This window comes from Billgrantia zhangzhouensis, from assembly GCF_021404465.1.
Lineage (GTDB): Bacteria > Pseudomonadota > Gammaproteobacteria > Pseudomonadales > Halomonadaceae > Halomonas > Halomonas zhangzhouensis.
This window is the reverse complement of sequence record NZ_JABFTT010000004.1, coordinates 185,839-198,183: the sequence shown is the minus strand read 5'-3', so window position 1 is coordinate 198,183 and position 12,345 is coordinate 185,839. Positions and strand designations below refer to the sequence as shown.

The 12,345-nt window shown below is 64.9% G+C and carries 10 protein-coding genes; all 10 read right to left on the bottom strand.

All coding sequences use genetic code 11. From position 1 onward, the window contains the following. Positions 1 to 12: 12 nt before the first annotated feature. Positions 13 to 1,296 (bottom strand): cell division protein FtsA, encoded by a 1,284-nt coding sequence (gene ftsA, locus HOP51_RS06405; protein WP_234273116.1) that lies wholly within the window; start codon positions 1,294 to 1,296, stop codon positions 13 to 15. Positions 1,297 to 1,492: 196 nt separating this feature from the next. After that, entirely contained in the window at positions 1,493 to 2,215 is a 723-nt protein-coding gene (locus HOP51_RS06400; RefSeq protein ID WP_234273115.1) for a cell division protein FtsQ/DivIB, read from the bottom strand. After that, positions 2,212 to 3,141: a D-alanine--D-alanine ligase gene (locus tag HOP51_RS06395; protein WP_234273114.1), complete on the bottom strand. Its 930-nt coding sequence runs from the start codon at positions 3,139 to 3,141 to the stop codon at positions 2,212 to 2,214. The genes HOP51_RS06400 and HOP51_RS06395 overlap by 4 nt, the downstream gene beginning before the upstream one ends. Next, positions 3,138 to 4,550 (bottom strand): UDP-N-acetylmuramate--L-alanine ligase, encoded by a 1,413-nt coding sequence (gene murC / locus HOP51_RS06390; protein WP_234273266.1) that lies wholly within the window; start codon positions 4,548 to 4,550, stop codon positions 3,138 to 3,140. The genes HOP51_RS06395 and murC overlap by 4 nt, the downstream gene beginning before the upstream one ends. 58 nt (positions 4,551 to 4,608) lie before the next feature. Further along, positions 4,609 to 5,664 carry an undecaprenyldiphospho-muramoylpentapeptide beta-N-acetylglucosaminyltransferase gene (murG, locus tag HOP51_RS06385; RefSeq protein WP_234273265.1) on the bottom strand — a complete coding sequence of 352 codons (1,056 nt, stop codon included), beginning with the start codon at positions 5,662 to 5,664 and terminating at the stop codon, positions 4,609 to 4,611. A gap of 29 nt (positions 5,665 to 5,693) precedes the next feature. Next, positions 5,694 to 6,953: a putative lipid II flippase FtsW gene (ftsW, locus tag HOP51_RS06380; protein ID WP_234273113.1), complete on the bottom strand. Its 1,260-nt coding sequence runs from the start codon at positions 6,951 to 6,953 to the stop codon at positions 5,694 to 5,696. Further along, positions 6,943 to 8,325, bottom strand: coding sequence for a UDP-N-acetylmuramoyl-L-alanine--D-glutamate ligase (gene murD, locus HOP51_RS06375; RefSeq protein WP_234273112.1), 1,383 nt, complete (start codon positions 8,323 to 8,325; stop codon positions 6,943 to 6,945). Before murD ends, ftsW begins: the two co-directional genes overlap by 11 nt. A gap of 37 nt (positions 8,326 to 8,362) precedes the next feature. Further along, positions 8,363 to 9,445: a phospho-N-acetylmuramoyl-pentapeptide-transferase gene (gene mraY, locus HOP51_RS06370; RefSeq protein ID WP_234273111.1), complete on the bottom strand. Its 1,083-nt coding sequence runs from the start codon at positions 9,443 to 9,445 to the stop codon at positions 8,363 to 8,365. 9 nt (positions 9,446 to 9,454) lie between these two features. Beyond that, on the bottom strand, positions 9,455 to 10,822 hold the full coding sequence (locus HOP51_RS06365) for a UDP-N-acetylmuramoyl-tripeptide--D-alanyl-D-alanine ligase (RefSeq protein ID WP_234273110.1): 1,368 nt from the start codon (positions 10,820 to 10,822) through the stop codon (positions 9,455 to 9,457). Continuing rightward, complete coding sequence (locus HOP51_RS06360) at positions 10,819 to 12,327, bottom strand: UDP-N-acetylmuramoyl-L-alanyl-D-glutamate--2,6-diaminopimelate ligase (RefSeq protein ID WP_234273109.1); 1,509 nt, start codon at positions 12,325 to 12,327, stop codon at positions 10,819 to 10,821. The genes HOP51_RS06365 and HOP51_RS06360 overlap by 4 nt, the downstream gene beginning before the upstream one ends. Positions 12,328 to 12,345: the final 18 nt, after the last annotated feature.

The following is a 12,345-nucleotide window of genomic DNA, read 5'->3' as shown; positions in this document are numbered from 1 at the left end:
GCCGCGGCCCTATTAGAAATTTCCTTTCAACCAGCCCTTGAGTTTTGCCAGCGCCGGAATCCCTTCCCATCCTCCACGCTGGGAGACGTCATCGCGCCTAGGCGGCGCTGCCACCACTCTACCCCCGCGACCATGCCCTTGCCGAGTCTCCTGAAGGGCGTAATGTAGCAAACCTACACCGGTGGAATAAATCGGGTTGCGCACCACGTCGGAAAGCCCACGCACGTTATGAGGGCAGGCGATGCGCACCGGCATATGGAAAATCTCCTCGGCCAGCTCGACGACACCCTCCATGCGCGAGGTGCCACCGGTGAGCACTACACCGGCAGCCACCAGATCCTCGTAGCCACTGCGCCGCAGTTCGTCGCGGATCAGCGTGAACAGCTCCTCGTAGCGCGGCTCCACCACTTCGGCCAGGGCCTGGCGCGACAGGTCGCGAGAAGGACGGTCGCCCACGCTCGGGACCTTGATCATTTCGTCGCTGGCGGCCAGCTGCGTCAGGGCGCAGGCGTACTTGACCTTGATTTCCTCGGCATATTGGGTCGGGGTGCGCAGCGCCATGGCGATGTCGTTGGTCACCTGATCGCCAGCAATCGGAATCACCGCCGTATGCCGAATAGCACCCTCGGTAAACACGGCGATATCGGTGGTTCCCCCTCCGATATCGACCATGCAAACGCCAAGTTCGCGTTCGTCCTCGGTCAGTACCGCCATGCTCGAAGCCAGTTGCTCCAGGATGATGGCATCGACTTCGAGGCCGCAGCGACGCACGCATTTATCGATGTTCTGTACCGCATTGAGTGCGGCGGTCACCAGATGCACACGCGCCTCGAGGCGCACGCCGGACATGCCGAGCGGCTCACGAATGCCCCCTTGGGTATCGATAGCGAACTCCTGGGGTAGCACATGCAGGACACGCTGCCCTTCGGAGATGGCCCGCGCCCGAGCCGAATCGATGACACGATCGATATCCGAAGGCGTCACTTCGCGCTCTTTAATCGCGACCACGCCGTCGGAATTCATCGAACTGATATGGCTGCCCGCCACCCCGACATACACCGAATGGATGTCGCAGCCTGCCATCAGCTCGGCCTCTTCCACAGCACGCTGGATCGATTGCACGGTCGACTCGATGTTGATCACCACGCCCTTTTTCATGCCGCGAGAAGGGTGTGACCCGATCCCGGCAATCTCGATGCCGCCGTCATCGGTAGGCTGTCCGACGATGGCCACTACCTTGGACGTTCCGATATCCAGTCCGACAACCATGTTGGATGAGTTGGAAGTGACTGCCATGTGCCGGAGTGTCTCCTGAAACTTGACCCGCTGAGCGTTCCATTAATTCTGATAAATGGTCATTGCGCCCATTATAGAAACAACTGGCGTTAAACCACCAGTCCATTGCGAAAAACCTAGTTCACGATACGGGTTATTGAAGACAAAGAAAATAGCGTGACGGCTGCAAGATGAGGCCGGTACGTGACATCAGGTTTCACCCTGTACCGTCGCCCTCCTCCTCGACCTCGGTTTCGCCATGCCAGGCCACGGCTACACCGTTGGGATAACGCAGGTCAATGTAGCGGATATGCGGCGCTTGCGAGCCGAGTTGACGCTGCCAGGCGGCAGCGAGTCTGGCCAGGCGCGCCTCACGGTCGCTACGACCCAGCATTACCCAAACGCCGTCGTCGAGCTGAAAGCGCCAGGCGCCACGCGGCTCCAGCCGTAGCTGGGTAATGGTCAACCCCAACGCTTCGAAGCGCGGCTTCAACCGGTCGTGATAAGCCAGGACCTCGGCTCCGCTACCTACCGGGCCGGCCAAGTCCGGCAGATCTTCGGGTGGCGCTACCGGAGCAAAGGCAAACGGCTCACCCTTGGGATTGAGCAGATAGTCATCGTTCCAACGAGCCACCGGAACTTGCTCGACCAGTTCGAATGCCAAGGCGTAAGGCCACTCGCGTGCCAGCCGCACTTCGGCCAGCCAGTCAATGTTGCGCACGCGGCGGCGCAGCTCGGGAAGATCCGCCGACAGCCAAGTCTGACCCTGCAGCAGCGGCGCCAACTGCGAGCGCAGGTAGTCGGCACTGACATGCTGCAACTCGCCGCGGATCGCAACTCGCTCGATGGGACGATCGAGCCAGGTCCACAGGGCGCGTCCGCCGGCGCCCAGCAATATCAACAGCAGCAGAATTCCCAGCGTCGAGCCGCGTGTGCTCATGCCCGGCGCGGCTCCAGCGTAGTGGCCAGTATCTGCAGCACCAGCTCGTCGAAGCCCATACCGGTATGAGCGGCGGCCTGGGGCACCAGGCTATGGTCTGTCATTCCCGGCGAGGTATTGGCTTCGATCAGCCAGAAGCGTCCTTCGACGTCGCGCATCACGTCGACGCGCCCCCACCCCTCGCCTCCGATGGCCTCGAAGGCTTGGCGGCACAGCTCACCGAGTTCTGCTTCCTGCGCGGCCTCGAGCCCGCAGGGAAGGTGATAGCGCGTATCGTCGGCGTTGTACTTGGCCTCGTAATCGTAGAAGCCGCTGGGAACTTCGACACGAATGGCGGGCAACACGCGCGCGCCTAGCAGCGAAACCGTGTACTCCTCGCCGCGAATGAAGCGCTCGGCCATGACTCGCGCATCGAAGCGAGCGGCCTCGCAGTAGGCCGACTGCAAGGCCTCACGGCTGTCGACGATGCTGATCCCCAGGGTCGAACCCTCGTGCACTGGCTTGACGATCAGCGGCAGATCCAACCGGGCCACGATGTCTTCCCAATCGGAATCGGCTTCGAGCATCAGCGATTCGGGAGTGGGCAGCCCCATGGCCTGCCAGACCAACTTGGTACGCTGCTTGTCCATGCCCAGCGCCGAGGCCAGCACGCCGCTGCCGGTGTAGGGGATGCCGAGCAGCTCGAGCGCCCCCTGCAGAGTGCCGTCTTCCCCACCCCGACCGTGCAGGGCAATGAATACACGATCAGGGGCAAGTGCCTCGAGACCGGCCAGCCCGCCGTCGGCAGGATCGTAGCCAATCACGTCGACGCCGCTACGCTCGAGTGCCGCCAACACCGCCGCGCCACTTTTGAGGGATACCTCGCGCTCGGCGGAATTTCCCCCATACAGTACTGCGACCCGCCCAAACTCGCTTGCCCGCATCATAGCTCTACCTCATCGAGACTCAGTCGGCTCTCGGCCAACCCCAGCGCGATACCGCCCACATCACCCGCGCCCTGAGTGATCAAGATGTCGTCGCCTCGCAATACCTTGGCCAGCAGCGCCGGCAGCTCCGACTTGTGCTGCACGAAAATCGGATCGAGCGCGCCACGCTGGCGTATGGAGCCCGCTAGGGTCTTACCGTCGGCCCCGGGAATCGGGGCCTCCCCGGCGCTATAGATGTCGAGCAGCAACAGCACGTCGACTCCGGCAAGCACACGTACGAAGTCCTCGTAGAGATCACGCGTGCGAGTGAATCGGTGCGGCTGGTAGATCATCACCAGCCGTCGCTGGGGCCAGCCAGCCCGCACCGCCTTGATCACCATTTCCACCTCGCGCGGATGATGACCGTAGTCGTCCACCAGCATGACCTCGCCGCTACCGCTCGGTGGTGCGAAATGCCCATGCACCTGGAAGCGGCGCCCCACCCCGGCGAAGCCGGCCAGCCCGCGCAGAATGGCGGCATCGTCGACGCCGGCATCGGTCGCCACGGCGATCGCCGCCAGCGCGTTGAGCGCATTGTGCCGACCCGGCATGCCCAGGCGCACCTGCAGCGGTGCCAGCCCATCGGGACGCAGCGCGGTGAAGGAAACCTCTCCCCCCTGCTGGGTGAAGTCGGCAATCCGGTAGTCGGCATCCTCGCTGAAGCCGTAGGTGACGAACTGTCGGTGGACGCGATCGAGCAGAGCGCGCACGTGCTCGTCATCGATGCAAAGGATGGCCAGGCCGTAGAAGGGCAAGTTATGCAGGAACTCGATGAAGGTCCCCTTGAGCCGTTCGAAATCGCCACCGTAGGTACTCATGTGGTCGGCGTCGATGTTGGTGACAATGGACACCATCGGCTGCAGGTGGAGGAACGAAGCGTCCGACTCGTCGGCCTCGGCGACCAGGTAGTCGCCCTCGCCCAACCGGGCATTGGTACCGGCGCTGGTCAGCTTGCCGCCGATGACGAAGGTCGGATCGAGCCCGCCTTCGGCCAGCAGCGTCGCCGTCAGGCTGGTGGTCGTGGTCTTGCCGTGGGTACCGGCTACCGCGATACCGTGACGGAAGCGCATCAGTTCAGCCAGCATCTCGGCACGGCGCACCACGGGTACGCGATGCTCCTGAGCCCAGCGAATCTCGGGATTGGCCAAGTCCACGGCGGTGGAAACCACCACTACGTCGGCGCCGGCAACATTGTCCTCGGCGTGGCCGATGGCGACGCGGATGCCATGCTCACGCAGACGGTTCACCACCGGAGAGACTTTCAGGTCGCTGCCGCTGACCTGATAGCCCTGGTTGGCAAGTACCTCGGCGATACCGCACATGCCGGCACCGCCGATACCCACGAAATGGATGTGCCGAATACGGCGCATGCCCAGGCCCCGCCCATGGCGGGGCAGCGTTGCCTGACCGGGAACCGGCCTCAAGGTGCTATCGCTCAAGCGCTGTCTCCATGCAACCGGCCACCAGGCGCTCGACGGCATCGAAGTGGGCGCAGTGGCGCGCCTGCCGGGCCATGGTGGCAAGAGTGTCGGGTTCGAGCAGCGTCGTCAGGCTCTCGGCCAGCGCCGCTGCAGTCATCTCGTGTTGCGGCATGAGCCGGGCTGCTCCCGCCTCCACCAGGGCACGCGCGTTAGCGGTCTGGTGATCATCCACCGCATGGGGCAGAGGCACGAACAGAGCCGGCTTGGCGGCAGCGGCCACTTCAGACACGGTCAGTGCTCCGGCCCGACACACCACCAGGTCGGCCCAGGCATAGGCCTCGGCCATGTCATCGATGAAGGCGCTCACCTCTGCCTCGACGCCGTGCTCCGCGTAGGCTTCGCGGGTGGCTGCGTCCTTATCGCGACCGGCCTGGTGGCGTACCTCGGGACGGCGCTCTGCGGGCAGCGCGGCGAGCGCTTCGGGAAGGCGCTGATTGAGCGGAAGCGCCCCCAAGGAGCCCCCCACGACCAGTACTCTCAAGCGCCGCTCCCGCATCGCCTGTGCCTCGCGCGGCGATTCGCCCAAGGCGGCGATCTCGTCGCGCACCGGATTGCCGACCACCTCGCCCCGGCTGCCGAACGCCTGCGGGAAAGCGGCATAGACACGTCGAGCGAGGCGAGCCAGCACGCGATTGGTCAAGCCGGCCACGGCGTTCTGCTCATGGATGACCAATGGCCGGCGCAGTACCCAGGCCGCCAGCCCCCCAGGACCACTAGCGAAGCCACCAAGGCCCACGACCAATACCGGGTCGAGTCGGCGGATGATCCGCGCTGCCTGCCATACCGCGCGGGTCAGATTGAACGGGGCCAGCAGCCAACCAGCCGCCCCGTTACCACGCAGGCCGGCCACCGAAATATGGTGCAGAGGAAGCTCGGCCGCCGGCACCAAGCGGTTCTCGATGCCCTGCGGACTACCCAGCCAATGCACCTCCAGCGCTTCGTCCCGCAGGCCGCGAGCCAACGACAACGCCGGGATCACATGCCCGCCAGTGCCGCCTGCCATGATCAGTACGCGCCGCCTTGCTGCCTGCTTCACTTCATGACCTCTTGTTGGTTGAGCCTGGGCTCACGCCGCCCCGCCACCTCCCGCGGTGCGACTGGACTGGCACGTCGCAACACCCGGCGAGTGTCGATATCCGCCCGCAGCAGCAAGGCGACCATGGCGGCGCTCACCAGCAGGCTTGAGCCGCCATAGCTGAGCAGCGGAAGAGTCAGGCCCTTGGTTGGCAGCATGCCGGTACTCACGGCAATGTTGATGAAGGCCTGGGCACCGATCACCATGGCAATGCCGTAGCTGATATAGGCAGCAAAGGCCAATCCTGCCAGCTCGGCGCGCCGCCCCACCGCCATCGCCCGCCAAATCAGCAGTGCAAACAAGCCCACCACACCGACGGCACCGAACAGGCCGAGCTCCTCGGCCAGCACGGCAAAGACGAAGTCCGTGTGCGCCTCTGGCAGGTAGAACAGCTTCTGCACGCTGTTGCCGAGCCCCATCCCCAGCCAGTGGCCGCGTCCGAAGGCGATCAGGGCCTGAGTCAATTGGTAGCCGCTGGCGAACTGGTCCGCCCAGGGGTCGGAAAAGCTCGTCAGCCGCGCCAGCCGGTACGGCTCGGCAATGGCGATATAGAAGCCCAGAAGGCCGACCCCCGCCAGGATGAAAACGAAGCGCCCCCAGGGTGCGCCCGCCATCAGCAGCATACCCATCACGCAGCCGGTCATCACCACCATCGCCCCGTAATCGGGTTCGAGGATGAGCAGCACGGCGACGATACCCATCACCAGCAGCGGACGCAGGAAAGCGCCCCAGTGACGGCGCACATCGGGCAGAAAACGCTCCAGGTACCCGGCGAGATAGACGATCAAGCACAGCTTGGCCACTTCCGACACTTGCAGGTTGAAAGGCAGCAGAGGAATCGACAGCCAACGCCGACTGCCATTGACCTCACGCCCGACCAGCAACACCAGCAACAGTAGCGCGATGCTGACCAGCAGCAGCAGCGGCCCATTGGCGCGCCACCAGGCCAGCGGTGAACGCAGCGCGGCAGCCGCCGCCACCAACGCCATGGCCACGAACAGCGCATGTCGCTGACTGAAGTACCAAGGGTTGCCGGTTAGGCTCGCCGCCACTTCGGTGGATGCCGAGGTGACCATGACCCAGCCGGTCAGGATCAACGCCAGGGCGGCGAACAACAGCCAGCCATCGAACGGCTGGTCACGGGTCGAAAGCCGCTCTCGCAGCCGCCGCAAGCGCACGAACCTCACCTTGGATGCCTGCTTGGCCTTAGCTGACATGTCCCGCCTCCTCGACGTACTCGCCCACCCGCTGCCGGAACGCCTCGCCACGGGCCAGGTAGTTGGGAAACTGATCGAGACTGGCGCACGCCGGCGAGAGCAATACGCAATCGCCGGGCTCGGCGATTGTCCGCGCGTGCTGCATGGCAGCTTCGAGATCGGCCACCCGGGTCACAGGCACACTCTCTTGCAGGGCTGCGGCAAGCTTGGCGGCATCGGCTCCGAACAGGATCGCCTCGCGCCCGTAGCGAGCCATGGGCGCGGCCAGCGGCGTAAAGTCCGCCCCTTTGCCCAGTCCGCCAGCCAGCAGCACGAGACGCCCTTGCAGCGTGGGTCCCAGCCCGGCGATGGCCGCCAGCGTCGCGCCGACATTGGTACCCTTGGAGTCGTTGACCCAGCGCACGCCGTCGAACTCGGCGATCAGCTCGCTGCGATGCGGCAGCCCCTTGAACCGGCGCAGCACCTCGCACATCGACTCGAGAGGAAAACCGAGGTGGCTGCCCATGGCCAGGGCGGCCAGGGCATTGGCCTGGTTATGTCGTCCAGCCAACCCCATTTCGTCGGCGGGAAGCAGCGGCGTCGCCCCATGCATCAGCCAGTCGCGTCCCTCACGGGTCGCGATGCCCCATTCCTCTGTCTCAGGCGGCTGGGTAGTGAAGCGGTCGATGGCAGGCAGCGCTTCGAGCGGCCAGGTCATGGGGTCCTCGGCGTTGGCGACGGCGTGCCTCGCACCGCGAAAGATGGCCAGCTTGGCATCGCGGTAGCCCGCCATGTCGCCGTGGCGGTCGAGATGATCCTCGGACAGATTGAGAAATGCCGCACTTTCGGCACCCAGGCATGGCGTGGTCTCAAGCTGAAAACTGGAGAGTTCGAGCACGTAGAGTTCCGCATCGGGCACGTCGGCCAGCAGATCGAGAGCCGGTGTACCGAGATTGCCCCCCACCGCCACCCGCCAGCCAGCCGCCCGGGCCATCTCGCCAAGCAAAGTAGTGACGGTGGATTTGGCGTTGGAGCCGGTAATGGCGGCGATGGATGCGCGCGCCGCGCGCACGAACAGTGCTATCTCGCCGACCAACAGTGGCGCCCCGTCCGCACGACGGTGCCTGCGCATTTCGGCCAGCCCGGGAGTTGTCGGATCGACGCCGGGGCTTACCACGATTTCGGCCGCCTCGCTCATGTCGAGGGTCGTGAGCGGTCCGCAGTGTAGCGCCACACCTGGATGAGCGGCACAGAACTCGTCGACTCCGGGTGGCTCCGTGCGCGTATCGGCCACCATGAAGGGTACTCCTTCACGAGCCAAATGGCGGCAGATCGCCCGGCCCGATATGCCGAGCCCAACCACCAGTGTCACCCCCTTCGCCACCTTGGGCATTGCAGCCTCCTCGCTCGGTGGGCTCGGTATCCCTGGATCAGCGAATCTTCAGCGTAGCCAGGCCGACCAACACCAGCACCACGGTGACGATCCAGAAACGCACGATGACACGCGGCTCCGGCCAGCCCTTGAGTTCGTAATGGTGATGCAGCGGCGCCATGCGGAAGATGCGTCGCCCGGTCAGCTTGTAGGAACCGACCTGCAGGATCACCGAGATGGTCTCCAGAACGAAAATACCGCCCATGATGAACAGTACGATCTCCTGGCGCACGATTACAGCGACCACGCCCAGCGCCGCTCCCAGCGCCAGCGCACCGACATCGCCCATGAAGACCTGGGCCGGGTAGGTGTTGAACCACAGAAAGCCGAGGCCGGCACCGGCGATGGTGGCACAGAACACGGCCAGCTCACCGGCACCGGTAATGCTGGGAATCTGCAGGTAGTTGGCGAATACCGCATTGCCACTGGCATAGGCGAAGATCGCCAGCCCCATGGCAACCATGACGGTTGGCATGATCGCCAGCCCGTCGAGGCCATCGGTGAGGTTGACGGCGTTGGAGCTGCCGACGATCACCAGATAGGTGAGCACGATGTAAAACACGCCCAACTGCAGCACGATGTCCTTGAACAGCGGCACGATCAGGCTAGTCTCGACCGCACTGGTTGCCGTGAAGTAGAGCACCAGGGCCGTCGCCAGGCCGATCACCGATTGCCAGAAGTACTTCCAGCGTGCCGGCAGCCCTCGAGGATTCTTCTCCACCACCTTGCGGTAGTCGTCGACCCAGCCGATCGCGCCAAACCCCAGCGTCACCACCAGCACGATCCACACGAAACGGTTGGCGAGATCGGCCCATAACAGCGTGCTGACGGCGATCGCCATCAGGATCATCGCACCGCCCATGGTCGGCGTACCGGCCTTGGAGAGATGCGACTGCGGTCCGTCGTCGCGCACCGCCTGGCCAATCTGCCTTTCGACCAAGCGGCGAATCATCCAGGGTCCCAACCACAGGCACAGCAGCAGCGCCGTCATGGTGCCGAGGATCATGCGCAGGGTCAGATAGTTGAAGACGTTGAAGGCGCTCTGGTATTGCGCCAGGAAATTAGCCAGAAAAAGCAGCATGTGTTGCGTTCACCTTGATGCGTCAGCTCGTAGCGCCGCCACAACCCGTTCCATGCCAGCGCTGCGCGAACCCTTGATCAGTACGCTGGCACCGGTGGGTAGATGGTCCAGGACATGGCGCGTTAGCGCCTCGTGGTCGTTGAAATGATGCCCGTTGTCACCGAATGCCTGGCTCGCGGACAGTGCCGCCGTCCCACAGGTCATCAGCACGTCGATCCCCAGCTCTCGTGCGTATTGGCCAACCTCGGCGTGGAATCGATCCGAATCCACCCCCAGTTCTCCCATGGTGCCGAGCAGGCACCACCTGGGGCCAGGCAGCTCGGCCAGCAGCGCAAGCGCTGCCTTGACCGCCCCCGGGTTGGCGTTATAGCTATCGTCCAGCAAGCGGCTCTCCCGGATTCCGCTTACCGGGCTCAGGCGCCCCGACATCGGCTCTGCCGCTGCCAGCCCGGCCAGCACGTGGTGGCCTTCCCACCCCAGCGCCAGCGCTCCCGCCGCAGCCGCCAGGGCATTGGCGACGCTATGGCGTCCCAACAGCGCTAGCTGCACCCGACCAATATCGCGGCTATCCACGACAAGCGTGAAAGCATAGCGCCCCAAGGCGTCGCAGGCCAGCTCGGTGGCCCTCACCCGGCTCTGCTCGGAGAAACCGAAGTCGAAGACTTCCCGCGGTGCGGCCAACTCGGCCCAGAGCGGAAAATACGCATCATCGCGATTGAGCACCGCCACACCGCTGGCCCCCAGGCCGACCAGTATCTCGGCCTTGGCCTGGGCGATCTGGCCCATGCCGCCGAATTCGCCGATGTGGGCCCCGGTGACGTTGGTGATGATGGCTACCTGAGGCTCGGCAAGCGTGGCGGTCCAGGCGATCTCTCCGATATGGTTGGCCCCCAGTTCCACTACCGCCTGACGATGCTCGTCGGTGAGTCCCAGCAGGGTGAGCGGAGCACCGATATCGTTATTGAGATTGCCCAGCGTTGCCAGGGTCTTGCCCCGCTGGCCGAGTACTTGGGCCAACAGCTCCTTGACGCTGGTCTTGCCGCTATTGCCGGTCACTGCCACCAGCGGGCCACCCCAGGCGCGACGCCTGACACGGCCCAGTAGCCCCAGTGCCAGGCGAGTGTCGGGAACCAGCAGTTGCGGCAACGTGTCATCGACGCGGTGCTCGACCAGGGCCGCCACCGCCCCCGCCTCACGCGCCTGGGCGACGAAATCGTGCGCGTCGAAACGTTCACCGCGCAGCGCCACGAACAGGCTGCCAGGCGTCAGCCGGCGGGTGTCGCTGACGATGTCGCCTACGGGAAGATCGCTCTCGGGCGCCGCAATACCGAGCGCTTCGCAAATGGCGTTCAGGGTCTGCAGACCGGAGCCTCTCATTGTTTCTCCTTGCGGCGAGCCAGCGCGGCTTCGACCTCGGCGACATCGCTGAAAGGATGGCGCACACCGGCGATTTCCTGATAGGGCTCGTGCCCCTTACCGGCTATCAGGACCACGTCTTCGTCAGCCGCCTGCGCCAGGGTGCGCGCAATCGCCTCTCCGCGCCCGGGGATGTTCTGAATTCGCTGCCGGGCTCCGGCCGAGAGTCCCGCCAGGATCTGCTCGCGTATGCGCTGCGGATCCTCGCTTCGGGGATTGTCGTCGGTTACGACCAGCCAGTCTGCCTGTCGTTCGGCGGCAGCCGCCATCAGCGGACGCTTGCCGCTATCGCGATCCCCTCCACAGCCGAACAGACACCACAGACGCCCCTTGCCAGGCAAGTGGGCGCGCAGCGCACCCAGGGCATTCTCCAGCGCTTCCGGTGTATGCGCATAGTCGACGATCACGACCGGCCGGTCCATGCCCCCCACCCGCTGCATGCGCCCCGGCACCGGCTCGAGCCGCGAAGCCGCAGCGAACAATGCATCGAGCGATTCCCCCAAGCCATATAAGGTCGCGATGGCCAGCAGGACGTTGTCGAGGTTGAAGCGGCCCATCAACGGAAGCTCGAGCGCGCGCTCCCCCTGTGGGGTAGCTACCAGCGCCCACTGGCCGCTGTCGCTGGACTGCCAGTCGATCACGCGCAGCGTCGCCGCCGGGTCGTCACCGACCGCCAGCACACGCACGCCGGCCTGAATGCCGGCCAGCATGAGACGTGCGAGCGGATCGTCTGCGTTGACCACGGCCAGTGCAAGCTCGGAGCGACGGAACAGGCGCGCCTTGGCCGCGGCATAGGCCGCCATGCTGCCGTGATAGTCGAGATGGTCGCGGCTCAGGTTGGTGAATACCGCCGCAGTGACATGGCAACCGTCGAGACGTCCCTGTTCCAACGCATGGGAAGAGACTTCCATGGTCACCCGTCCGATACTCTGCGCGGCCATTGCGCCCAGCGTCTCCTGCAGCGTCAGCGGCCCTGGCGTCGTCAGCCCGGTATCCGCGAGCCGTCCGGGACGACCGACGCCCAGCGTGCCGATGAGACCGGCATCACGACCCAGGGCATCGCTCAATTCGGCAATGTAATGGGTAACGGAACTCTTGCCATTGGTCCCGGTGACGCCAATCAGCTCCATCGCCTCGGGTACCTCGAACAGCAGGCGACCCAGTTCGCCGAGACGCTGGCGCAGGAGTGGCAAGCCAAGCACCGGCCGGTCGCAAGCTTCGGCGGGAGGCGCCTCACCCGGCTCGAGGTGATAGAGCACCTGGGCGGCCCCGGCCTCGAACGCCTGGGCCAGATACGAACGACCGTCGCCGGCCACTCCCGGCACAGCCACGAAGATGTCGCCCGGCGCAACCTGGCGACTGTCGAGCACCAGGCGAACCGGTACGGACGTGTCGAACTCCGGCATCGACAGGCCGGGCCAACAGCGGCGCAGCGCCGCCTGAAGACGTGAAGCACTTACCTGCATCGACGCACCTCGGTCATA

Excerpts from the sequence above, each read along its gene's own strand:
- murD (WP_234273112.1), bottom strand. The coding sequence starts at position 8,325 with ATGCCCAAGGTGGCGAAGGGGGTGACACTGGTGGTTGGGCTCGGCATA.
- HOP51_RS06360 (WP_234273109.1), bottom strand. The coding sequence starts at position 12,327 with ATGCAGGTAAGTGCTTCACGTCTTCAGGCGGCGCTGCGCCGCTGTTGG.
- murC (WP_234273266.1), bottom strand. The coding sequence starts at position 4,550 with ATGCGCCGTATTCGGCACATCCATTTCGTGGGTATCGGCGGTGCCGGC.
- HOP51_RS06365 (WP_234273110.1), bottom strand. The coding sequence starts at position 10,822 with ATGAGAGGCTCCGGTCTGCAGACCCTGAACGCCATTTGCGAAGCGCTC.
- mraY (WP_234273111.1), bottom strand. The coding sequence starts at position 9,445 with ATGCTGCTTTTTCTGGCTAATTTCCTGGCGCAATACCAGAGCGCCTTC.
- HOP51_RS06395 (WP_234273114.1), bottom strand. The coding sequence starts at position 3,141 with ATGATGCGGGCAAGCGAGTTTGGGCGGGTCGCAGTACTGTATGGGGGA.
- ftsA (WP_234273116.1), bottom strand. The coding sequence starts at position 1,296 with ATGGCAGTCACTTCCAACTCATCCAACATGGTTGTCGGACTGGATATC.
- HOP51_RS06400 (WP_234273115.1), bottom strand. The coding sequence starts at position 2,215 with ATGAGCACACGCGGCTCGACGCTGGGAATTCTGCTGCTGTTGATATTG.
- ftsW (WP_234273113.1), bottom strand. The coding sequence starts at position 6,953 with ATGTCAGCTAAGGCCAAGCAGGCATCCAAGGTGAGGTTCGTGCGCTTG.
- murG (WP_234273265.1), bottom strand. The coding sequence starts at position 5,664 with ATGGCAGGCGGCACTGGCGGGCATGTGATCCCGGCGTTGTCGTTGGCT.